22 protein-coding genes and 1 pseudogene are annotated in these 22,704 nt (G+C 64.9%); 9 read left to right on the top strand and 14 right to left on the bottom strand.

The annotated features are described in order from the left end of the window. Window positions 1-190: 190 nt before the first annotated feature. The 3 genes from AWB83_RS36580 (at window position 191) to AWB83_RS30610 (ending at window position 1,365) form a co-directional block, all read left to right on the top strand. Window positions 191-355 carry a hypothetical protein gene (locus AWB83_RS36580; RefSeq protein ID WP_159463089.1) on the top strand — a complete coding sequence of 55 codons (165 nt, stop codon included), beginning with the start codon at window positions 191-193 and terminating at the stop codon, window positions 353-355. Window positions 356-545: 190 nt separating this feature from the next. Next, window positions 546-893 (top strand): hypothetical protein, encoded by a 348-nt coding sequence (locus AWB83_RS30615; RefSeq protein WP_087049379.1) that lies wholly within the window; start codon window positions 546-548, stop codon window positions 891-893. A 124-nt stretch (window positions 894-1,017) separates the two neighbouring features. Beyond that, window positions 1,018-1,365: a hypothetical protein gene (locus AWB83_RS30610; RefSeq protein ID WP_208636823.1), complete on the top strand. Its 348-nt coding sequence runs from the start codon at window positions 1,018-1,020 to the stop codon at window positions 1,363-1,365. Here the strand turns inward: AWB83_RS30610 and AWB83_RS37395 are convergent. Next, window positions 1,362-1,898, bottom strand: coding sequence for a hypothetical protein (locus AWB83_RS37395; RefSeq protein ID WP_244197932.1), 537 nt, complete (start codon window positions 1,896-1,898; stop codon window positions 1,362-1,364). The two genes, AWB83_RS30610 and AWB83_RS37395, sit on opposite strands and share 4 nt — an antisense overlap. Here AWB83_RS37395 and AWB83_RS30605 point away from each other — a divergent pair. Both AWB83_RS30605 and AWB83_RS30600 read left to right on the top strand, forming a co-directional pair. Continuing rightward, window positions 1,849-2,556 (top strand): hypothetical protein, encoded by a 708-nt coding sequence (locus AWB83_RS30605; RefSeq protein ID WP_244197931.1) that lies wholly within the window; start codon window positions 1,849-1,851, stop codon window positions 2,554-2,556. The genes AWB83_RS37395 and AWB83_RS30605 overlap by 50 nt on opposite strands. A 144-nt stretch (window positions 2,557-2,700) precedes the next feature. Next, the gene (locus AWB83_RS30600; protein WP_087049376.1) at window positions 2,701-3,312 is read left to right on the top strand and encodes a hypothetical protein; all 612 of its coding nucleotides are present in this window, start codon (window positions 2,701-2,703) and stop codon (window positions 3,310-3,312) included. Between the two features lie 34 nt (window positions 3,313-3,346). On the opposite strand, the gene AWB83_RS30595 is transcribed toward AWB83_RS30600, so the two are convergent. From AWB83_RS30595 to AWB83_RS30565, 7 genes are all read right to left on the bottom strand, one after another. Continuing rightward, on the bottom strand, window positions 3,347-4,822 hold the full coding sequence (locus tag AWB83_RS30595; protein WP_087049375.1) for a heavy metal sensor histidine kinase: 1,476 nt from the start codon (window positions 4,820-4,822) through the stop codon (window positions 3,347-3,349). Further along, the gene (locus tag AWB83_RS30590) at window positions 4,819-5,532 is read right to left on the bottom strand and encodes a heavy metal response regulator transcription factor (RefSeq protein ID WP_087049374.1); all 714 of its coding nucleotides are present in this window, start codon (window positions 5,530-5,532) and stop codon (window positions 4,819-4,821) included. The genes AWB83_RS30595 and AWB83_RS30590 overlap by 4 nt, the downstream gene beginning before the upstream one ends. A 96-nt stretch (window positions 5,533-5,628) precedes the next feature. Then, on the bottom strand, window positions 5,629-7,113 hold the full coding sequence (locus AWB83_RS30585; protein ID WP_087049373.1) for an efflux transporter outer membrane subunit: 1,485 nt from the start codon (window positions 7,111-7,113) through the stop codon (window positions 5,629-5,631). Beyond that, the gene (locus tag AWB83_RS30580) at window positions 7,110-8,348 is read right to left on the bottom strand and encodes an efflux RND transporter periplasmic adaptor subunit (protein WP_087049372.1); all 1,239 of its coding nucleotides are present in this window, start codon (window positions 8,346-8,348) and stop codon (window positions 7,110-7,112) included. The genes AWB83_RS30585 and AWB83_RS30580 overlap by 4 nt, the downstream gene beginning before the upstream one ends. Window positions 8,349-8,369: 21 nt before the next feature. Beyond that, the gene (locus tag AWB83_RS30575; RefSeq protein WP_087049371.1) at window positions 8,370-11,555 is read right to left on the bottom strand and encodes an efflux RND transporter permease subunit; all 3,186 of its coding nucleotides are present in this window, start codon (window positions 11,553-11,555) and stop codon (window positions 8,370-8,372) included. A 241-nt stretch (window positions 11,556-11,796) separates the two neighbouring features. Then, complete coding sequence (locus AWB83_RS30570) at window positions 11,797-12,063, bottom strand: DUF4148 domain-containing protein (RefSeq protein ID WP_087049370.1); 267 nt, start codon at window positions 12,061-12,063, stop codon at window positions 11,797-11,799. A 231-nt stretch (window positions 12,064-12,294) separates the two neighbouring features. After that, the gene (locus tag AWB83_RS30565; RefSeq protein ID WP_244197930.1) at window positions 12,295-12,633 is read right to left on the bottom strand and encodes a DUF4148 domain-containing protein; all 339 of its coding nucleotides are present in this window, start codon (window positions 12,631-12,633) and stop codon (window positions 12,295-12,297) included. Window positions 12,634-12,927: 294 nt separating this feature from the next. On the opposite strand from AWB83_RS30565, the gene AWB83_RS30560 reads away from it, so the two are divergent. After that, window positions 12,928-14,259: an Nramp family divalent metal transporter gene (locus AWB83_RS30560; RefSeq protein ID WP_087049369.1), complete on the top strand. Its 1,332-nt coding sequence runs from the start codon at window positions 12,928-12,930 to the stop codon at window positions 14,257-14,259. A 47-nt stretch (window positions 14,260-14,306) separates the two neighbouring features. Here the strand turns inward: AWB83_RS30560 and AWB83_RS30555 are convergent. From AWB83_RS30555 to motA, 3 genes and pseudogenes are all read right to left on the bottom strand, one after another. Beyond that, a pseudogene (locus AWB83_RS30555) lies at window positions 14,307-14,465 on the bottom strand (transposase); the annotation flags it as partial. Window positions 14,466-14,678: 213 nt separating this feature from the next. Next, window positions 14,679-15,653, bottom strand: a complete 975-nt coding sequence (gene motB, locus AWB83_RS30550) for a flagellar motor protein MotB (RefSeq protein WP_087049368.1) — start codon at window positions 15,651-15,653, stop codon at window positions 14,679-14,681. Window positions 15,654-15,686: 33 nt separating this feature from the next. Further along, the gene (motA, locus tag AWB83_RS30545; RefSeq protein ID WP_087049406.1) at window positions 15,687-16,556 is read right to left on the bottom strand and encodes a flagellar motor stator protein MotA; all 870 of its coding nucleotides are present in this window, start codon (window positions 16,554-16,556) and stop codon (window positions 15,687-15,689) included. 262 nt (window positions 16,557-16,818) lie between these two features. Here motA and AWB83_RS30540 point away from each other — a divergent pair, with 262 nt between their 5' ends. Both AWB83_RS30540 and AWB83_RS30535 read left to right on the top strand, forming a co-directional pair. Next, a complete protein-coding gene (locus tag AWB83_RS30540; RefSeq protein WP_087049367.1) occupies window positions 16,819-17,658 on the top strand; it encodes a helix-turn-helix domain-containing protein in 840 nt (279 codons plus the stop codon). A gap of 124 nt (window positions 17,659-17,782) precedes the next feature. Then, window positions 17,783-18,055, top strand: a complete 273-nt coding sequence (locus AWB83_RS30535; protein ID WP_087049366.1) for a hypothetical protein — start codon at window positions 17,783-17,785, stop codon at window positions 18,053-18,055. 86 nt (window positions 18,056-18,141) lie between these two features. Here AWB83_RS30535 and AWB83_RS36575 read toward each other — a convergent pair whose 3' ends face one another. From AWB83_RS36575 to AWB83_RS30525, 3 genes are all read right to left on the bottom strand, one after another. Continuing rightward, window positions 18,142-18,309 carry a hypothetical protein gene (locus tag AWB83_RS36575; protein ID WP_159463088.1) on the bottom strand — a complete coding sequence of 56 codons (168 nt, stop codon included), beginning with the start codon at window positions 18,307-18,309 and terminating at the stop codon, window positions 18,142-18,144. Window positions 18,310-18,414: 105 nt separating this feature from the next. Next, window positions 18,415-19,899, bottom strand: a complete 1,485-nt coding sequence (locus AWB83_RS30530) for an MFS transporter (protein WP_087049365.1) — start codon at window positions 19,897-19,899, stop codon at window positions 18,415-18,417. Window positions 19,900-20,012: 113 nt separating this feature from the next. Further along, window positions 20,013-21,305, bottom strand: coding sequence for an MFS transporter (locus tag AWB83_RS30525; protein WP_087049364.1), 1,293 nt, complete (start codon window positions 21,303-21,305; stop codon window positions 20,013-20,015). A gap of 540 nt (window positions 21,306-21,845) precedes the next feature. Between AWB83_RS30525 and AWB83_RS30520 the strand changes: the two genes are divergently transcribed. Then, window positions 21,846-22,589 carry a response regulator transcription factor gene (locus tag AWB83_RS30520; RefSeq protein ID WP_087049363.1) on the top strand — a complete coding sequence of 248 codons (744 nt, stop codon included), beginning with the start codon at window positions 21,846-21,848 and terminating at the stop codon, window positions 22,587-22,589. Window positions 22,590-22,704: the final 115 nt, after the last annotated feature.

Genomic DNA, 22,704 nt, shown 5'->3' with positions numbered 1-22,704 from the left:
GCGGGTCATTGCCCCCTCAAATGAGCGCTATCCAACCAAATTTCTCACGATTCGGCATGACGTGAGACCGAGTGTTGGCTCTCCCACGCTTGGCCCGGTTCATCTTCCGTACAGTCACGTCAAAACACAGGCACTCAGTAAATACGAAAACGCCTGAGAACATCATCGAAAAGATGATACGGGGATTGTGATGAAGAAGAACGCAAAACAAATCGAAAGAGCGGGAGGCCTTTGCGCCGCGATCCGCTCGACGGGAAACGAGAGCCCGTCTCACTCAAGCATCGATCCGGATCTTCACGAACGGCGGCTTCGCCTCATCGAAGGCCGCGACGTGATCACTTCACACCGCTTCTAAACGAGTTGGCTCGCGCTCCGGCGCATCCTGCTTCACTTGAGCGCTGATATTCGTTCCGGTTATCCGAGGCGAAATCAGGACAGGTCATTGAAGTAGGAATGCTAACCAAATGATCTTATTGCTGTGCCGGCTACATATCGGCGTCGATGTAGCTGGATTCAACCGTGCGCCTACACCTGGAGACCTCACCATGCAACGCAAACTGATCGCAGCAGCAGTCCTCTCGCTCGTTTCCGCCGCCGCCTTCGCAACGGGCACGAACTCCAGCTCGAGCTCGACCTCGGGCGGCACCACCGCGGCGGCCGTGTACGGCTTCGGCGCGTTCACGGCGACCGACGCCGGCATCGCCAACGGCCACGCTTCGGCGACGGCTGGCCAGGGCTTCGGCTCGACGGGCAATACGACCAACGCGACGACCGGCCACATCAACACGTCGTCGGTTGGCGGCAAGGGCTTCGGTGGTTCGTCGGCAACGGGCGTCTCCGGCGCCGACGCTGCGGCGAACGCCTGGAGCAAGCTCAGCGGCGGCTGGCGCTAAGCAGCCGGAAACGGACGGCGGACTTCGCCGCGACGCGGGTTCGCTTTCCAAAAACCGGTGTAACCGCAGTTCGATGAATACAAAACTAAATCCAATCTTACTCGATCGATAAGGAATGCAAATCATGAAGCGCACTCTGATCGCTGCCGCACTGCTCTCGTTCGTTTCCGTCTCCGCGATGGCCACGAGCACGAACTCCAGCTCGAGCTCGACCTCGGGCGGTTCGACCTCGGCTTCCGTCTCGGGCTTCGGCCACTTCACCGCGACCGACTACGGCACGGCCAACGGCAATGCACAGGCGGGCGGCGGCAACCTGTTCGGCGCAACCGGCAACTTCACGAACGCCACGACGAGCCACAGCAACACGTCGAATGCCGGCGGCTTCGGCCATGGCACGTCGCAGGCGGGCGGCACCTCCGGCGCGGACGCCGCGGCGAACGCATGGAGCAAGCTCGGCGGCGGCTGGCGTTAAAGCGGCCTGTGAGCCACGGCAGAGGCGGCGTCGTGACGAGCCGCGGGTTTGCAGGACGCGGCCTTTGCCCAACCCAATAAAAATTCCAAGTCGTGCTCCGGGATCGCCTCGCGCCACGGCGTTCCCCTTTCCTTCCGGAGAACCATAATGAACAAGACCACTTTGCAACTGGCATGTGCGGTTCTGTTTTGCGCCGCGCAACTTGCCCACGCTGACACCACGGCCAATTCCTCTTCGGGCTCGATCTCGGGGTCGACCTCCACCGGCATCGGCCAGGGCGGCGGTTCCAGCCTGAATAACATCGGCACGTCCGCGAACTCGACGGCCAACACCACCTCCAATTCCTCCTCGGTCGGCGGCATCGGCATGTCGACGGCCACCGGCGGCCGTTCGTCCTCGTCGGCATCGGGCGGCTCCTCGAACGTCAACATCTCGCTGACGATGCCGTCGCTCACGAACTCGAGCTCGAGCGCCTCCACGAACATGGCGTCGACCACCGGCGCGAGCGGCAGCACCGGCACGACGAACGGCACTGATGCGACCGGCAAGGCTTCCACCGGCCCTGGCACCAGCGCGTTCGACACGCGCACGACGGTCGACTACAACCAGAGCTCGTACTCGGTGCGCACGACACCTGCGATCGCCGCGCCCGCTCTGACGACGACGCTCTCCGACACCTGCATGGGCTCGGCCAGCTTCGGCCTGTCGATCACCGGCTTCGGCGCGACGGGCGGCACGACCCTGGTCGATCAGGCCTGCGTGCGCCGTCTCGACGCCCGCGAATTCCGCGCGATGGGCCTGACCGACGTCGCGCTCGCGCTCCTCTGCCAGAGCGACGCGAACCGCCGCGCGGTCGAGGCCACCGGCCACCTGTGCCCGGGCACGACCAAGCCGCTCGCGAAGTCGGGCGAAGACGCCGTGCTGTCGGACGACGAAAAGTATCGCGACCCGCTCGTCCGCGCGCGTCTCGGCCTGCCGATGACCGCGGCGAACAATCCCGAGGTCAACCTGAAGACCCAGGCCGCGCCCGAGATCAAGCAGCCGGAGCCGGCGGCCGCCAAGCAGATCGCGCAGCCCGCGCCTGCCGAAGCACCGGTCGCCGCGCGCGTGTACGATCAGGCGGACGCGGACGGCGTCGAAGTGGCGAGCGCGCCCATTGGTGAAAAGATCGAGGTCTCGCTGGTGAAGTGAGGAAGCAGTCGATCCAATGGCAAAGTGGCGCCATGGAGCAGAAGAGACGCGCCTCGTCATTCAGGGCTGTCTCTCCCTTTTAGGGGTTGGCTTGATCTTTATGGTCCCGGCGAGCCAACCCTCGTTTTCCCGCTGAGGCATGCGATGAAGAGTCAGATGAAAGCGGCGGCCATCGCGCTCGCGGCGAGCGTGATGTTCTCGACGATGCCGATGAGCGCGCACGCCGATGCGAGTGCCGGCGTGATATGGGCGGCGAACCCGGTCGGCGTGCAGGCGATGCCCAACGAGCAGGCGCTCGCGCTCCTTGCTTCGAGCGGCTATGTGCCGCTGCAGACCTCGGGCGGCAAGTGCCTGCTCGTTGCGCGGCGCGGCACGAAGATCGTCGCGGTGGAGCTGTCGCCGCTCGCGATCGGCTGGAAGCCGCAGGAGATCGACATGAGCACGCTCACGTCGAAGTGGGGCTACAAGACGCCGCAGTCGTCGCTGGATACGGAGCGCTTCGGCAATCCCGTGACGACCCGGATGTCCGGGCAAAGCACGACGGATACGTCGAATGGCGGCTCGTATGCAAAGGCGAGCGCCTGGAGCAACAGCAACGTGGAGGCGCACAGCAGCGCGATTGCATCGGGCTCGGGCGAGACCGAAGCGGCCGAATCCGTGACGGTGAACGGCAAGACGTATCGCAAGTACAGTCATTTCAAGCCGGCGACGCCCGAGGCGCCGGTCGCGGCTTCCGACGAATATTTCTGTCAGTGAGAGGCGCGGCCGTTCGATGTGAGGATACGCTCGCTCACGTCGCGGCCGATTTCGTTTCGACGACCGGGGGCACCGGCAAGGCCACATCCTGCGCAGTCCGGGATTCATTGCCGAAGCGCGCGACCGAGAACGAGAACGTGTTGATGCCGTTCTCGCTCGTCGCCGACACCGTACCGCGGTGCATCTCCGCCACCGCCTTCACGATGGCGAGCCCGAGGCCGTGGTTCTCGCGGCTGTTCGTGCGCGAACTCTCGGCGCGATAGAAGCGGTCGAAGAGATGCTCCATCACATGCGGCTGAATCGGCTCGCCGGGATTGGCCACGGCGATCCGGACGCGCCCGTGCTCGCGCATGATCGATACGGAAATCGTCGCGCCCGCCGCGCAATGCTGGATCGCGTTCATCACGAGATTGGACAGCGCGCGTCCGAACAGCGAGGTGTTGACGAAGGCTCGCGCGTCGCCGCTCGCCACCGCGCCGACCTGTGCTTCTTCCAGCGGAATCTCCAGAAACTCGAGCGTGCGGTTGACTTCCGCCGCGAGCGACACCTCCACCAGCCCCGTCGCGCGCTCGCCCTGATCGGCGCGTGCGAGAAACAGCATGTCGTTGATGATCGCGCGCACGCGCTCGAACTCCTCCAGATTCGATTGCAGCGTATGACGCAATTCGTCGATCGAACGGTCGCGCGTCAGCGCCACTTCCGTCTGACCGATGAGAATGGTGACCGGCGTGCGCAGCTCGTGCGCGACATCGGCGTTGAACGATTCGAGCCGTCCGTACGCGTGATCGAGCCGTTCCAGTGCGCCGTTGAAAGACCGCGCCAGGTCTTCGAGCTCCATCGGCAGCGAGCGCGTGTTCAGGCGCTGCGAGCGATTGTTCGGACTGAGCTTCTGCGCGTCGCGCGTGAGCCGCGTGAGCGGCGCGAGACCGAGCCGCGCGACCGAATAGCTCAGCAGCAGCACGGCGACGGTGGCGAGCGCCATCAACGCCGCGAGCGCGAGGCCGAAGGCGCGCATCGTACGGACGTTGGGCGAGCAGTCGATCGCGACGAAGAGCTGCAGGGGCGGACGATCGGCGTTGGGCGGGATCGTCAGCGTGGTCATCAGCATGTCATATGCGCGGTCTTCCGGCCGGAAGTGCGCATAGCCGCCCATCACGCGCTTGATGACGCGCCCGGCGGGCGGCGAGCCGTACTCATAGCGCGGGTCGTTGCTGGAGACGGCGAAGAGCGTGGAGCCGTCGCGCGGCGTGATGTCGGCGAGCTTCTCCTTCGCGATCTTCCATTTGTCCGGGCTCGACACGTGCGTGACGATGAGCCGTGCAATCTCCGCACGATTGTCGAGCGAGTCGCGCAAGTGCTGTTCGAGCTGCACGCGCAGCACGAGGAATAGTCCCGAGCCGACGAGCGCAAACACGAACAGCGCGACGAGCGCGAACATCACGGCAAGACGCCGCGAAATGGAGCGCTGCGAACGCGGCCCTTGCGGCAACGAAGCCCACTGCGTGTTCATGATGGTCTCGCGTCTTCCCTTGCTTCGCGCGTGTCGCGGGCCTCGCGCACTTCGAGCACGTAGCCCATGCCGCGCACGGTGTGCAGCAATTTCGTGCGGAACGGTCCGTCCAGTTTCGCGCGCAGGCGCTTGATGGCCGTTTCGACCACGTTCGTATGACTTTCGAAATCGACTTCCCAGACGAGTTCGGTGATCGCCGTCTTCGAGAGAATATCGCCGTGGCGGCGCGCGAGCACGGAGAGCAGCTGGAACTCCTTCGCGGTGAGATCGAGGCGCACGCCATCGCGTGTCGCGCGGCGGCCGATCAGGTCGACGTACAGATCGCCCACGGAAATGAGCGTCGATTCCTGCGCGCGCGTGCGGCGCGCGAGCGCATGCAGCCGCTCGACCAGTTCGAGGAAGGAGAAGGGCTTCGTGAGATAGTCGTCGGCGCCTTCGCGCAGTCCGCGCACGCGATCGTTGATGTGATCGCGCGCGGTGAGCATGATGACCGGCGTCGACTTCTGCATGCGCAGCGCCTTCAGCACGGCGAAGCCGTCGCGTCGCGGCAGCATCACGTCCAGCACGATCACGTCGTAGTCGTATTCGACGGCGAGATGCGTGCCTTCCTCGCCGTCCATCGCGACATCGACGACCCATCCTTGCTCGGTCAACCCCGAGCGCAGGTAATCCACCACCTTGTGTTCGTCTTCGACAATCAGGACTTTCATGCCTGGCACCTGTGCGCGTTCAGTGTGTGTTTACCGTATTGTCCCACCGCTAACTATACGAGCCTCGCGGCCATCCTGCTTACGTCTCGTCCGACATCAGCGGGCGGGGGTCTTATCGGTTGCGTTTGCAACTTCCTGGCCATCATGCGCGGCGAGCGGTTTCTGCGCTGCGTCATTCGCGTCCCAGCCGCCGCCCAGCGCCTTCACGAGCGCCACCGACACGGTCCGCTGCTGTCCGCGAATCTGCACGTCCTGGCGCTCGCTCGTGAGCAATTGCTGCTGTGCGGTGATCACGTCGAGATAGGCGACCAGCCCGCCCGAATAGCGATCGTTCGCGAGCGAGAGCAACCGCTGTGCATCCACGACCGCCGCGTGCGACTGTTTCGCGGCGCCGTCGAGCACCGACAATCCGACGATGCCGTCCTGCACTTGTTGAAACGCGCCGAGCACGGTCTGCCGATAGTTCGCGACGGCCGCGATATAGCCTTGATTCGCGAAGTCGACGGCGGCCGAGCGCCGTCCGCCATCGAAGACGACCTGGCTCGCCATCGTGCCGATGGTCCACAAGAGACTCGGCGCGGAAATCAGGCTCGAAAACGCGGTGCTTTCCCAGCCGACCGTGCCGTTGAGCGTCAGGCTCGGAAAGAAGGCGGCCTTGGCCACGCCGATCTGCGCGTTGGCCGCGGCCATCGCGCGCTCGGCGGACGCGACGTCCGGCCTGCGCTGCAGCACGTCGCTCGGCAGACCGAGCGGAACCGGCGGGATGGGGTGCTCGGCCAGTTCCGGCGCGATCGAGAATTGCGGAGCGGGCGTGCCGACGAGCGCCGCGATCGCGTGCTCGACCTGCGCACGCTGATTCAAGAGCAATTGCGCCTGCACGCGCGTCGAGTCGAGCTGCGCCTGTTGCTGCAGCACGTCGAGCCCCGACACGGCGCCCAGATCGTGCTGTGCCTGCACGTAATCGAGCGCTTTCTTCTGCAGATCGACGGAGCGGTTCAGCACGTCGATTTCCGCATCGAGCTCGCGCATCGAGAAGTAATCACTGGCGAGGTCGGTCGTGAGCACGAGGCGCGCATTGGCGAGATCGTCGCGCGACTGATCCGCCGACGCCTGCGCGCCTTCCACTTCGCGGCGGATGCGTCCGAAGAGATCGACGTCGTAATTGACGGTCGGGGCGAGCTTCAGGTCGTTCTGTACCGTCGTCGAGTTCGGCGTGTTGTAGTTGGTGACCGGCCGGTTCTTCGAGATGCGCGAACGCGAGGCGTTCGCGCCGAGATCGACTTCGGGCAGCGCCAGCGCCGAGGTTTGCGCCAGCGTCGCGCGCGCCTGCGCGTAATGCGCGCTCGCGGCGGCGAGCGTCTGGTTCCGCGCGAGCGCCTGCGTTTCGAGCGCGTTCAGCGCGGGATCGTCGAAGCCTTGCCACCAGTCGGGCGCGAGCGGCGCATGCGAGGGCTCGCCGACGCGCCAGTACGAATCGGTCTTCCAGGCCGGCGGCGTTTCGGCCACGGGCCGACGATAATCCGGCCCGACCGTGCACGCCGCGAGCAGCGAGAGCAGGGCGAACGATGCAACGCGTTTCATGATGCGGCCTTCTGATTCGACGGATGCTGCTGCCCCCGCTGCGGCGCGATCACGACATGATCGCCGTCCGCGATCGAATCGCTCGGGTTGATGATGACCTTGTCGGTAGGCTCGATGCCGCTCTCGATTTCGAGCGACTGCCCGAGATCCTGAGCGATCACGATCTTGTGCAGATGCACGTGTCCGTTCCCGTCCACGACGGCGAGGCGCGGGCCCTCCGCGCGAAAGAGCAGCGCGTTGCCGGGCACGAGCAGGCCCGCATGCGCGGCGGCGGGCAGCGCCACCTGCACGTACGCGCCGGGCCGCAGCCGGCCGTCGGGATTGGGCAATGTCACTTCGATCTGCAGCGAGCGCGTGGGCACGTCGATCGCGCCGGAAACATGCGTGATCTTGCCGTGGAACTGCTCGCCTGGCAGCTCGGCCTGCGTGACGGTCACGTCCTGACCGACCGACACGTTCTGCGCATACGCCTGCGGCAACTGCACGAACACGCGCAACGGGTCCGACTGCGCAAGCGCGAACAACGCGCGGCTCGTGCCGCTGCCCGCGTCGATGAGATCGCCGACATCCACGTTGCGCTGCGTGACGACGCCCGCGAACGGCGCGACGATACGCTTGAACGATTCGAGCTGGCGCAGGCGCTTCACGTTGGCGTCGGCGGCGGCGAGATTCGCGACGTCCTGGTTGTAGGTGCTTTGACGCTCGTCGAGCTCCTGCTGCGAGACCGCATCGCGCTGACGCAATTGCGTCCAGCGATCCAGCGAGCTCTTCGCGAGACCGAGGCTCGAGGCTGTCTGGTCGCGTTGCGCGACTGCCTGCGCAAGCTCCTGATCGATCTCGGGCGTGTCGAGATCGGCGAGCAGCTGGCCTTGCTTCACGCGCGTGCCGATGTCCACATACCAGTGCAGCAGGTAGCCCGTCGCGCGCGCATAGATCGGCGATTCGACGAAGCCGCGCAGCGTGCCCGGCAGCGTCGTTTCGGCGCCGCCGTCGGTCTGCGCCGGCATGACGACGTTCACGTACTGCTGCGCGTTCTGCTGCGTGCGCGCCGCGATGGAGCGGTTGTGCAGCATGTCGGTGACGACGGTGCGCGCGGCGCCCATCGCGAGCAGCGCGAGCACGATGACGAGCGCGATTTTCGCGCGTTTCCATTCGACATTGCGCGGCGGCAGCGCGGGCCCTTCGTTCGGGTCGCGTGCGGGAATCGCAAGCGATGCGTGGTTCTTTTCGGTCATGTCCGTGATCTTGCTTTGATGTCAGTGTTGGCTGCTTGCGTCTTCATGCTGCGACGGGCCCTTGCGCGCGGCACGGCGCGCGAGCCGCGCATGAATGCCCGCGAAGACGAGCGGCACGAAAAAGAGCGTGGAAACGGTGGCGAACAGGAGGCCGCCGATCACCGCGCGGCCGAGCGGCGCGTTCTGCTCCGCGCCTTCGCCGAGGCCGAGCGCCATCGGAATCATGCCGATGATCATCGCGAACGCGGTCATCAGCACCGGGCGGATCCGGCTCGCGCCCGCTTCGAGGGCGGCGGTGAGCGGCGGCATGCCGGCGTTCAGACGCTGCCGCGCGAACGAGACCATCAGGATGCTGTTCGCGGTGGCGACGCCCATCGTCATGATCGCGCCGGTGAGCGCGGGCACGCTCAAGTGCGTGCCGGTGAGGAAGAGCATCCAGATGATGCCCGCGAGCGCGGCCGGCAGCGCGCTCACGATGATGAGCGGATCGATCCACGACTGGAAGTTCACGACGATCAGCAGATACACGAGCACGATCGCCGTCGCGACGCCGATGCCCAGACCGAAGAACGACGTGCGCATCGTCTCGACCTGGCCGCGCACGACGATCTGGCTGCCGCGCGGGAGCGACTTGCGCGCCTCGTCGACGAGATGATTCACCTGCCGCGCGACGCCGCCGAGATCGCGCCCTTCGACGCTCACGAAGAGATCGATCACGGGCCGGATGTTGTAGTGCGTGACCACTGCGAACTGAGTTTGCGGCGAGAGGCGCACGAGGTTGCCGAGCAGTTGCGTGGGCCCGTTGATCGAGGCGGACACCGGCGTGCGCAGCAACTCGTCGATGGACGAAACCTGATACTGCGGCGTCTGCACCGCGAGGTTGTACTCGACGCCGTTGCGCGGATTGAACCAGAAGCCCGGCGCGGTTTGCGAGCTGCCCGACAGTGAAACCAGCACGTTCTGCGCGACGTTGCTCGCAGAGAGGTTCAGCTGCTGCAGGCGCGTGCGGTCCATCTGCAGATCGATGGCGGGCTCGTCGAGCTTCTGCTGGATGTGGGTGTCGACGTTGCCGGGAATCATGCGGATCTGCTTCATCAGCTTGCTCGCGACTTCGAAGTTCGCCTGCGCGTTCTGCCCTTGAATCTGCACGTCGATGGCGGCGGGCAGGCCGAAGTTCAGGATCTGCGTGACGATATCCGCGGGCTGAAAGAAGAACTCGACGCCGGGAAAGCGGCGCGGCAGGAGCGCGCGCAATTCGTCGATGTAGTTCTGCGTCGGCGCGTGATCGGGCTTGAGCGCGACCTGAATCTCGCCGTCGAGCGTGCCGATCGTTCCTGCGTTGCTGTACGACAGGTTGATGCCGCTATACGGCAGGCCGAGGTTGTCGAGAATCGTCTCGAGTTCGTTCTGCGGCACGATCTGGCGCACGACCTTTTCGATCTCGTCCGCGAGGCGCGCGGTTTCCTCGATGCGCGTGCCGGTCGGCGCGCGCATGTGCATGCGGATGTCGCCCGCGTCGACGCTCGGGAAGAAGTCCTCGCCGAGCACGAACACGAGGCCCGCCGAGAGCAGGCAGAAGCCGAGAAAGAGCGATGCGAACAGGCGCCGGCGCACGAGCAGGCTGGAGAGAATCACGATGTACGCGCCGCGCATGCGCTCGAAGCCGCGATCGAAACGGCGATGCAGGCGCATGAAGAGATTGGGCCTGGCCTTCGCGTCGTGCGCGTGCGCGTGGCCCATCAGCAGCATCGCGAGCGTCGGCACGAGCGTGCGCGACAGGATGTACGACGCGAGCATCGCGAACACGACGGCTTCGGCGAGCGGCACGAAGAGATAGCGCGCGACGCCGGTGAGGAAGAACATCGGCACGAACACGATGCAGATGCACAGCGTCGAGACGAGCGCGGGCACGGCGATCTCGCCAGCGCCTTCGAGAATCGCGTCGTGCAGGTTGGTGCCCATGTGCAGATGGCGCTCGATGTTCTCGATCGTCACCGTCGCGTCGTCCACCAGAATGCCGACCGCGAGCGCGAGGCCGCCGAGCGTCATGATGTTGATGGTCTGCCCGAGCGCATGCAGCACGATCAGCGACGAGAGAATGGAGAGCGGAATCGAGATCGCGATGATGCAGGTGCTGCGCCAGTTGCCGAGAAAGAGCAGGATCATGGCGGCGGTGAGCGCGGCGGCGATGAGCGCCTCGCGCACCACGCCCTGCACGGCGGCCTTCACGAACACCGACTGATCGAAGAGCGCGCTGATGTTCAGATCCGGCGGCAGCGAGGCGCGCGCTTGCGGCAGCAGATCCTTCAGCGTGTTGACGATGGAGAGCGTCGACGCGTTGCCGTTCTTCAGGACCGAGATCAGCACGCCGCGACGCCCGTCCTGCCGCACGATGTTGGTCTGCGGCGAGAAGCCGTCGCGCACGTGCGCGACTTCGCGCAGATAGGTGGTCGCGCCGTTGATCGTGCGCACGGGAATGTCGTTCAGTCCCGCGACGGTCGCGGGCGAACCGTTCATGTTGATCGTGTATTCCTTCGGGCCGATCTTAGCGGTGCCGGTCGGGAGGATCAGGTTCTGCGCATTCACGGCCTGCACGACGTCGGTCGGCGTCAGGCCCTTGGCGAGCAGCGCGCGCGTGTCCAGATCGACGGAGATGAGGCGCGTCTTGCCGCCATAGGGGTAGGGCACGGCGGCGCCGGGAATCGTCACGAGCTGCGGGCGCAGGAAGTTGAGCGCCGTGTCGTTCAGGTCCTGCTCCGACTGCCTCGGACTAGAAAGACCGAGCTGGATCACCGGAATGCTGGACGCCGAATAGCTGATGACGAGCGGCGGCGTGGCGCCCGGCGGCATCTGCTTCAGTTGCGCCTGCTCGACGGCCACCGTCTGCGCGATCGCGGTCTGGATGTTCGCCGTGGGCTGCAGAAAGAGCTTGATGATCGCGATGCCTTGCAGCGATTGCGATTCGATGTGCTCGATGTTGTTCACGGTCGTCGTCAGGCTGCGCTCGTTGACCGACGTGATGCGATTGGCCATGTCCTCGGCGGAGAGGCCCGTGTAGTTCCAGATGATGCTGACGACGGGAATGTCGATTTCGGGGAGCACGTCCACTGGCGTCGTCAAGAGGACGAAGGGCGTCGCCAGCAGGATCATGATGGCCATCACGATGAACGTGTACGGCCGCTTAAGCGCAACGTTGACTATCCACATTGAGTCGTTCGAAGAATGCTTGGAAGGAGCGCGACAAGGGCAACGGATGCAGCGCGCGAGACGCAATGACGGAGCGAGGCAGGGGGTTCGCCATCAGTGTCGCTATGGTAGTGGCCGGGTGCCAACGACAATATGGCGTGAATATGGCTTTTCTGTCAGATTAGGCGTTTTGAAAGCAAGCATGCGAAAGCGCGCGGTCAGAGCCGCGCGCGTTTTCGAATGCGATGGGAATAGCCGGGGGTCAGCGCAGGTAACCTTCCGCATTGGGAGCGAGGTTCGGATAGCCCGGTTGCACGCGATAGACGCTCGAACCGGTATAGATGCCTTCCTTGATGTCGAGGAAGCTGCCGGGATATTGCGCGTCATGCTCGGATGGACGATATCCGGCTCGTTCTGCCTTGACGAGATCCTCGCGGACCTGTTCCCGGGTGAAGCCATTCGATTGGGCGAGCGCGGCAAGCGGCGCTGCGGCTAGAACGACGAGGGCAATGCGCGTGACAAGCTTCATGGCGTACTCCTCATGCGAATGATGGGATGAACGCGGCTGACGACGCGAGCGCGGTGCTCGGGCAGCCGCCTTGCGATTGTAGATTTTCGGGGCGGCGGCACTTAGCCTGTATCAGGCAATTAATCGAACGATCGCGCGAAACAAAGGCGGGAACGCGGGGGTGCGCAAGCGCGCGGAGGAGGAAGAGCGAGACGGCGCGGGGTCGCCCGCGCGTGTCTCATGGTCGAGGCGTTATTGCGAGTTTTGCGTTGCCGGTTGTCCCGAAGCGGACGAGCCGTCGGACGGCGAACCGTAGGCGGTGGAGGATTGCAGTTTTTCTTCCGCGGCCTGGATGTTGTTCGGATAGTACGCGTCGCGCTCGGACGGGTTGTAGCCGGCTTGCTCGAGGCGTTGCAGATCCTGCTTGACCTGGGCGCGCGTGAGGCCTTCCGTTTGGGCGAGCGCGGCCAGCGGCGCGGCCGCGAGTGCGACGACGGCGATGCGTGTGACTAGTTTCATGACGTACTCCTCAAGCGAGTGAAGGATGAACGCGGCGCGCAGTTGCGCGATTTGCAGCGTCGGCACCGCCACCGTATCCACCCGTACATTCTATTTGTCGCACCGTGACGACATGCTGGCGTCCATATGGCGCAATGGTCAGAATGGAGCGCGTGCTGAATGGGCGTTGGAGGTATTTCGAGGCTGTCTGAAAAGGCGCGCAGCCGGTGATAGACTCGCTCGCGCTGGCCGTTTTGTAAGCTGCAAGGAAATGATCGCCGGGGATGTTGCCGGTTTCGCCGCGCGGGGCGCGTGCTTCAGGTATCGCGATCCGTATCGCGATCCGTATCGCATGCGTATCGCTTCATCGCATCAGGGACCGATAAATTGCCGTTCAATCTGCCGACCACGGCCACCGCGCCGTTCTGTCCATCCGAAGTCAAAGGCTCCGTCGCCGTATCGCCGAGCGCGCCGCTATGGAGGAAGCTTCTTCAGTTCGCGGGGCCGGGTTTGCTCATCTCCATCGGCTATATGGACCCGGGCAATTGGGCGACCGACATCGAAGCCGGATCGCGATATGGCTACAGCCTGCTGTTCGTCGTCGTGCTGTCGAGCCTCGCGGCGATGGTCCTGCAATGTCTTTCGATGCGGCTTGGCATCGTCACGGGCAAGGATCTGGCGCAGTTGTCGCGCGAGCGGTATGCGAAGCCGGTCGCGAATGCGCAGTGGATGCTCGCGGAGTTGTCGATCATCGCGTGCGATCTTGCTGAGGTGCTCGGCGGTGCGCTTGCCTTTCACTTGCTGTTTGGCGTGTCGTTGATTTGGGGCGTCGTGCTCACTGCGTTTGACACGCTCATCGTGCTTGGCTTGAAGGGCAAGAATTTTCGCGATCTCGAAGCGATCATGCTGGGGCTCATTGCGACGATCGGCGTGGGGTATGTCGTCGAGCTCGTGCTCGTGAAGCCGCACTGGCCATCGGTCGCGGCGGGGCTCGTGCCTTCCCTTCACGCGTTGAGCGAGCGGGAGCCGCTTTATCTCGCGATCGGGATTCTCGGCGCGACGGTCATGCCGCATAACCTGTATCTGCATTCGTCGATCGTGCAGACGCGGGTGGTCAGTCGGGATGCGCGGAGTCTTGCATCCGCGATCAATCTTTCGCGGCTCGATACCATCGCGTCGCTCGTTCTCGCGTTGCTCATCAATGCGGCGATCCTGATTCTTGCGGCTTCGGCGTTTCATGCGACGGGCCATACGCAGGTTACGGAAATCGAGGATGCGTATAAGTTGCTGGCGCCGATCGTCGGTACGGGGCTCGCGGCGGTTCTCTTTGCGGTGACGCTGTTCGCTTCAGGGCAAAGCTCGACCTTCACCGGGACGATCGCGGGGCAGGTCATCATGGAAGGGTTTCTGCAACTGAAGATTCCTTGCTATCAGCGGCGGTTCATTACGCGGGCGCTGGCGCTCGTGCCGGCGTTGATCGGCGTGTATCTGTTGGGGAATGGGGCGGTTGGGAAGCTGCTTGTTGCTAGTCAGGTTGTGCTGAGTTTGCAATTGCCGTTTGCGCTTTATCCGTTGATTCGGATGACGAGCGATCGGGGGTTGATGGGGGAGTTCGCGAATACGAGGTTTATGAAGATCGTTGGGTGGGGGCTTTTTGGGGTGGTTAGTGCGGCGAATGGGTGGCTGGTGGTGCAGACGGGGGTGGAGTGGGGTGGGTGAGGGGGGCGGCTGGCGATGATGCGCTCGTCGGCACGAGCGTCGCTTTACCGGCTTCTCTTGGGAATCAGGATCGGCTCGAAGCTGCCGTCTCGATCGCGGGGGACTTCGACCCGAACCGGGCCACGATCGGTGATGACCGTCTTGCCGCTGGCGCCGTTGCGCTCGTTGGCCTGACCGGGCGGCTTGGGTTGTCCAGGCGGGTAGCCCCGCTGCCTGACGCGCTACGGTTTGCCTTTTCTTCTTCATTGGCATAGCTATGATCTTTACACTTCATGATATGCCCCGCCCACGAAATCACGGATAGGTCCGGCTTTGGCCGACAACCGGAAAGTGTTTTAACGCAGACGCATCATCATCGCGACGACCGGCGAACGCCGCCACTTGACAAAGAGCCCCCAACCAACCGCCCCCAACCCCCACTACTTCACCACCCCCACATTCGCCCCAGCCGCCACCGCCGCCGGAACAGCCCCCTCGACAGGCTGCCCCTGATCCACCGTAGTCCGCCCACCGTCCCGAAAAAACGCCTGCTCAGCCGCCTTGTTCAGCACGAGAATACTGATCCGCCGATTAGTAGGCTCATCGACAACATCCTTATTGAGCGGCAGCACATCGGCTAACCCGCGCACCTGCAGCACCTTTCCTTCCTTCATCCCCCCCGCAACCAGCGCACGCCGCGCCGCATTCGCGCGCTCACTCGACAACTCCCAATTTGAATACCCTGCCTGATTCCCGGAATAGGGCACCGCATCCGTATGCCCCGCGATCGACACGCGGTTATCCACATCATTCAGCGACGCCCCGATATTGGTCAGAATCGTCGTCGCATAACCCTCGAGCTTCGAGCTTCCTGAAGCGAACATCGGCCGCTTGAGCGAATCAACGATCTCGATCCGCAATCCCTCGCTCGTGATCGCAATCCGAATCTGATCCTTGAACGCATGCAACGCGGGCATCTGCTCGATGAGCGCCATGAGCTTCCGCTTGAGCTGCTGCAGCTTCTGCATGTCATCCACGGCAACCGCCGCCCGCGCGATCGATTGCGGCACCGGCTGCGTCTGACTCTTGTTCCCTTCGCCGGGCCGCGAGCTCGACAAGTCCTTGCCGCCGCCCGTGATGACGCTCGTATGCGCCGACGCGCCGCCATCGTTGCCGAACAGCGCGGAGAGCGGCGTGTTGAAGTACTGCTCGATCCCTGCCTTGTCGTACTTCGAAGTCGACCCGAGCAGCCACATCAACAGAAAGAACGCCATCATCGCCGTGACGAAGTCGGCGTAAGCGATCTTCCACGCGCCGCCATGATGACCGTGTCCGTGCGCCTTCTTCTTGCGCTTCACGACCACGGTGGGCGCGAGCACAGACTGCAGCGGATCGCGTGACGGTTTCTCAGCCATGAGCGGAACTCCCTTGCATGCGCGACAGGATCACTAGGCCGACTTCGGCATCTTGGTCGCGCGCACCGCGTCGTCCAGTTCCTTGAAGCTCGGACGGTCCGCGGTGAAGAGCACCTTGCGGCCGAACTCGACGGCCACCGTCGGCGCATAGCCGTTCATCGATGCGAGCAGCACCGACTTCACGCACTGGAACGGCTTCGCTTCGGCGGCGCCCTTCGCGTGGAGCAGATCCGCGAGCGGCCCGATGAAGCCGTACGCCAGCAGAATGCCGAGGAACGTGCCGACGAGCGCGCCCGCGATCATCTCGCCGAGCACGGCCGGCGCGGCGCCGACCGAGCCCATGGTATGCACGACGCCCATCACCGCCGCGACGATACCGAACGCCGGCAAACCGTCCGCCATCTTCTGGATCGCATTGGCCGCGACCGAGCTTTCCGCGTGATGCGTCTCGAGCTCTTCATCCATCAGGTCCTGCATCTCGAGCGCGTTGACGTTGCCCGCCGACATCATGCGCAGATAGTCGATGATGAAATCGAGCAGATGATGATCGGCCATCACGTGCTCGTACTTCTGGAAGAGCGCGCTGGATTCGGGCGCGTCGACATCGGCTTCGAGCGCCATCATCCCTTCCTTGCGCGCCTTCTGCAGCAGTTCGTAGAGCAGGGCGATCAGCGCGAGATATTTCTCCTTCGTATAGCCGCCGCCCTTGAAGACCTTCGGCAAGGCTTGCAACGTTTTCTTCAGCGTCGATGTCGGATTGGACACGACGAACGCGCCGATCGCCGCCCCGAAAATACACAGCAGCTCGAACGGCTGCACCAGCGCCGCCAGGTGGCCGCCGACGCCGAGGAAGCTTCCGATCACCGAGCCGATGACCACCACCCATCCGATGATGACAAACATGATTTCTCCGCAGATATTCGCGCGCCGCGGGCCGTGCGCGCGTTCGGATAAGACGCGCATGGCTCGCGACGCATTGTTCGCTTGTTATCGGCTCTTAACGGCCCGGAACACCCGCAGATTTAGGGTGATGCGCGCACGTTTTTCTGCGCAAAGGTTTGCGCAGTAATTCTTACGGTCGTTCGATGGAGAGCGATGGCGGCGCCCCCGCGATTACGTCGCAGGTAATGGAACGCGCGTGCACGCTTCGTCTAAGATCGTCTGCATGAACTCGACCCTCACACACCCGGCCGCCCATTGGACGAAGCCCATGCCCGGCGCGACCGTCGGCACGCTCCTGCGCGAATGGCGTCAGCGACGCCGCATGAGCCAGCTCGATCTCGCGGGCGAGGCGGATGTCTCGACGCGCCATCTGAGCTTCGTCGAATCGGGGCGCTCCCTGCCGAGCCGCGAAATGCTGATGCGCCTCGCCGAGCAACTCGACGTGCCGCTGCGCGAGCGCAATACGCTGCTGATCGCAGCGGGCTATGCGCCGCTCTATCGCGAACGGGCGCTCGCCGATCCGCAACTCGCCGCCGCGCGGCGCGCGGTCGATCTCGTGCTGAAGGGTCACGAACCTTATCCCGCGCTCGCGATCGATCGCCACTGGACGATGGTCGCGGCCAACGCGGCGCTCGCGCCGCTCGTCGCAGCGGCGGATCCGGAACTGCTCGCGCCGCCGGTAAACGTGCTGCGCCTGTCGATGCATCCGCGCGGTCTCGCAGGCATCGTCGACAACTGGCACGAGTGGCGCGCGCATCTGCTCGCGCGCTTGCGCCGGCAGATCGAAGTCTCGGGCGATGCCGCGCTCGTCGCGCTGCTCGCGGAGCTCGAGGCGTATCCCGCGCCGGCGCATGCCGAACAGGCCGCGCGCGGCGAGACCGATCCGGTCGTCGTGCCCCTGCGCATGCGCACGTCGCACGGCGTCCTCTCGTTCTTCAGCACGACGACGGTATTCGGCACACCGGTCGATATCACGCTGTCGGAACTCGCGATCGAAGCCCTGTTTCCCGCCGATGAGGCCACCGCCAATATCCTGCGTCAGCTCGCCGACGCGAGACGTTGAGCTTGCGCCGCCGCCCGCGAGCTTACAGAATTGAACCTGCTGCAAGCGCGCGGATCAATGAGAAAGCAGGCTGCGCATCACGCGCAGCTGGTCAGCTTTTGTCCAACCAACACGGAAGGCAACGATGATTCAAACATTCGAGCAAGTGATCGGCGGGCAAAAGATGCAGTTCTGCGCGAGCATCGCGGAAGGCGGCGGGCCGCCGCGCGTCATCATCAGTCGCGCGGATTCGGCCGAATCGCTCGTGATCGTCGAGGCCGGCGGCATCATCGGGACGATCAGGGCGGAAGTGGAAGCGCCCGACACGCTCGTCGCCGATGCCGTGCGCAAGGCGCAGCAGGAAGCGCTGATCGAGCGCGCGCTGGATACCGGCACCGTGCAGACGACGAGCCTGTAGTCCCCAGCAACACGCGGCACAGGAATGCCCGCGCGGCTCAGGTAGCCGCGCGGGCATTGCTTCATGCGCGCTCCGAACGCTCGGGCTTACATGCGCGGCTCGCCGTTCTGCGGATCGGCGGGCACGATCGGCGTGGCGGAATCCGGGCCGTCGGGCATGTCCGGGTCGTCGGGATTCGACGGCGCGTCCGGGTCGCGCAGCTTGTCCGGATCGGGCTCGCGCGGCTCCTCCGGGGAGCGAGGCATTGTCGACATGGCGTTCTCCTTGATGGGTCGATGGCGCGCGCTGGCTCGTTTTTTCAGAGCGCTTTGCCCGGCCGCTGCAACGGGCGTTCCCGCTGCAGCGCTTGGGTCGTTCGGTCATTCGGCTTCGTCCGGAACCGGGCCGCATGCGCGGGTCCGTTCATCGGTCTTCCGCGCGCTCGGCGGATTGCTCACGTGACACGCGGCCAGCGCCGCGCACAGCAGCAATCCGAGTGAAATGCAGGCCGACCAGCGCACCGCATCGACGATATGTTCCGCGCCTCCGCCGTGCATGGCGCTTTCACCGTGACCCGCGAGCGCGCCGAACGCCGCGACGCCGATCGCGCCCGCCGCCTGCCGCGCGGTGTTGAGCACCGCCGACGCCGTGCCCGTGCGCTGCTGGCCGACGGTGCCGAGCAACGCCGTCGTCATCGCGGGGACCGCGAGGCCCATGCCGGACGGAATCAGCAGGAACGGCACGAGCAGCGCGGCGGTGGGTGTCGTCGCATCGACGAAGCCGAGCGCGGCGAAGCCGGCAGCGTCCAGAAGCGCGCCGAAGATCATCGGGCCGCGCGAGCCGAAGCGCGCCACCACGGGCCCGCTCGCCAGATTCGAGACGAGGAAGCCGCCCGTCAGAGGCAGGAACGCGAGACCAGTCTGCAAGGGCGTGTGGCCGAGTACCCGCTGCAAATACAGGCTCAGCACGAACACCATCCCATAATAGGTGAGATTCACACCGATGCCGAAGACGACGGCCGCGCTGAAAGTACGCTCGCCGAAGAGCGCGAGCGGCAGCAGAGGCGAGGCGCTCCTGCGCTCGACCGCGATGAACGCGCCGCCCGCCGCCAGCGCGAGCACGAGCCCGCCCGAGACGAGCGGATGCGCGAGACCCAGCGGACGCAGTTCGATCACCGCGCCGACGAACGCCGCGAGCGCGACGATGGCGAGCGCCTGGCCAGGCAGATCGATGCCGCGCGCGTGTCCGGCATCCTTGGGCCGGACGTTCTCGACCCACCTGCAGGTCGCCGCGATGCCCGCTGCGCAGATCGGCAGATTGACCCAGAAAATACTGCGCCAGCCAAACGCCGCGATCAGCAAGCCGCTGACGATCGGCCCCGCCGCGATCGACACCGCGCCCGCCGCCGTCCACAGGCCGACTGCGCGCGCCCGCAGGCGCCGATCGTGGCCGCACGCCGCGTTCAGCAGCGCGAGCGAGTTCGGCAGCATCGCCGCGGCGCCGACGCCCTGAAGCGCGCGCGCGGCGATCAGCTCCGTCGCATCGCGGGAAAACGCGCAGGCGAGCGACGCCAGCGCGAAAAGCGCGAGTCCGCCGAGGAACATGCGCCGCGCGCCGAAGCGGTCGCCGAGCGAGCCCGCGGAGAGCATGAGCGCGGAGAAGGCGAGCGCGTAGCTGTCGACCGTCCATTGCAGGCTCGCGACGCCCGCATGCAGATCGTGGCCGATGCTCGCGAGCGCGACATTGACGATCGAGACATCGAGCTGGGAGACGACGAAGCCGACACTGGTCGCCGTCACGACGAGCATCTGTCCCGCGGACAGACGCGTTTTGGATGGGGAAAGGTTCGAGTTCATGCCGCTCATCGTAGGCGCGAGGTCCGTTCGATGTTTCGGCGCGGGGTGAAATGTGAAAGCCGGGCGAAAAAATGGCGCACCGCAAGAAGGGTGCGCCATCGGACGAATCGGCCGGGAGAGACTTAACGCGCTTCCCTGATGAAGAGCGTCGTCAGCGCGCCGACCGCGCACAGCGCGGCGACGTAGATCGCGGGCGCCATCGGGCTCGATTTCATCATCAGCGAGACGGCGATCGGCGTGAGTCCGCCGAACACCGCATACGCGACGTTGTACGAGAACGAGATGCCCGAAAAGCGCACGGCGGGCGGAAACGCCTTCACCATCACGAACGGAATCGCGCCGATCACGCCGACCGTGAAGCCCGCCAGTGCGTACCACGGCAGGAGCACCGAGGCATCGAGCGCGACGCTGCGGAACAGCATCCAGTACGAGACGGCGAGCGCGATGCCGCCGATGAAGATCGTCTTGCCCGCGCCGATCCTGCCCGCGATCGCACCCGCCAGCACGCAGCCGATGGTGAGGAACAGCGTCGCCGCGCAATTCGCGACGAGCACCGTCGCCGGCGCGATGTGGAACTGCTTCTGCAGCAGCGTGGGCGTCATGAGGATCACGACGACGATGGCCGCCGAGAGCATCCACGTGAGCAGCATCGACACGATCACGGCGCGGCCGTGGTCGCGCAGCACGGCCTTGAGCGGAATTTCCGCCGCGAGCGACTTGCGCTTCTGCAGTTCGGCGAACACCGGCGTCTCATGCAGCCAGCGGCGCAGATAGACCGAGCACAGCCCGAACAGGCCGCCGAGCAGGAACGGCAGGCGCCACGCGAAATCCGCGACTTCGGCCGGAGCAAACGCCTTGTTGATGGCGGTGGCGATCAGCGAGCCGAGCAGAATGCCCGCGGTCAGGCCGGCGGTCAGCGTGCCGCACGCGTAGCCGACGTGGCGATTCGGCACGTGCTCCGAGACGAATACCCAAGCGCCCGGCACTTCGCCGCCCACGGCCGCGCCCTGCATCACGCGGAAAAGGAGCAGCAGCACCGGCGCCATCAGGCCGAGCGACGCGTAGGTGGGCAGGAGGCCCATCAGCAGCGTCGGCACCGACATCAGCAGCACGGAGAGCGTGAACATGCGCTTTCGGCCGAGCAGGTCGCCGAAGTGCGCCATGATGATTCCGCCGAGCGGGCGCGCCAGATAGCCCGCGGCGAAGATGCCGAACGTCTGCAGTTGCCGCAGCCAGTCCGGAATCGACGGCGGAAAGAACAGCTGGCCGATGACCGGCGCAAAGAACACGAAGATGATGAAGTCGTAGAACTCGAGCGCGCCGCCGAGCGCGGCGAGCGTGAGTGTCTTGTAGTCGCCGCGCGTCAGGGCGCGGCCGGCCGCGCGCGGGGCGTCGGACAGAGGTGTTGCCTGCATCGAAAAGAGAACCCGTGAGTGGAAAGATCACGCGTGACGCGCGGGTAGGACGAGGCTTTGTCCTGCGGGAATCTCGGACGCGCCGGATGGACGCGAAGCGAAGGCCGAGGCGAGGTGCAGCGAAGAACCAGGCCAAGGACCGGGGCGGGTGCGGATTCGGGAGCCGCCGCCCGTCATCCGCGCTGCGGCTGCGACGGACAGTCGCGGCGCAGCGTGCTACGCGACGTCTCGGTAAAACGGCGGAAGCGGGACCTGGTGAGCCAGATGCGGCATGTTACAGGATGAAAGCAGGCGAAAAACAGAAAAGCCGTTCTATTTTCAAGATGGTTGCGCGCATGAGACGCCGCCGTGGCCGGCACGCGAGCAGGCGCTTGGGCAGTCACATGCGTTGACAATTCGGACGAGTCCGATGGGAAAGGTTCTCGCTGCTCCCCAGAATGCGCAGCTTGATTCCCCCGTCTCATCCCGCGACGAGACGCCCCGCGGGCGCCGAAAAGCGGCATCCGCTTAATGTCCCTTGGACTCATCAGGTTAGACACTATGCGCGTCGCCGTTCTGCAAACCGACCCAAGCTACCGAAATCTCATCAGCGATGTCGTCAAACGACTCGGCCACACGTGCGTGACCTTCGGCGATGGCCTCGTGCTCTCCAAGGCGCTGTCTCGCTCGACCGTCGATCTGCTGATTCTCGACTGGAACTCCACGGGCCTGTGCGGGCTCGACCTGCTCAAATCCGTGCGCTCGAGCTTCGGTGAGCGCGTGCCGGTGATGTTCGCGACGCCCGACGGCGCCGAACACAACGTGGTCTGCGCGCTGACCGCGGGCGCGGACGATTACGTCGTCTATCCGGTTCGCCCTGGCGAGTTCGGCGCGCGTGTCGAAGCGCTGCTGCGCCGCGCGTATCCCACGACGTCCAACACCTGTCTGGAAGTCGGTCCCTATCGTTTCGATGCGCGCCAGCAAACCGTCACGGTGCGCGGCAAGCCTGTCCAGCTGAGCGGCACCCAATTCCGTCTCGCGCAGCTCTTCTTCTCGAATATCGGCCGCGTGCTGTCGCGCGATCATATTTTCGCGATGGTCTGGGGCCGCGAGTTCCGCGAAACCACACGCACCATCGACAGCCACGTCTCGCGTCTGCGTCTCGCGCTCGAGATCGAGCCGGTCAACAACTTCCGCCTGCAGCCGGTGTACAAGAGCGGATACCGCCTCCTGCATCTCTACGATGAAGGCAAGGAGAGCAACGAAGAACACGCCGAGCCCACGGCGGCGCAAATCGCGGCCTGAAGGTTCATCAAGTGAAAATGCCGTCCCGGGGACGGCATTCAGACTGCTGACAAAGCCCTGGCTCTGCCCAGGGCTTTGTTCTTTAATAGAGGTCATGCTTAAGAAGCCGACACCC

The sequence above is a fragment of the Caballeronia ptereochthonis genome, from assembly GCF_001545075.1.
GTDB lineage: Bacteria > Pseudomonadota > Gammaproteobacteria > Burkholderiales > Burkholderiaceae > Caballeronia > Caballeronia ptereochthonis.
Note: the sequence above shows the minus strand (reverse complement) of the source record. Positions and strands in the feature narration are given on the sequence as shown.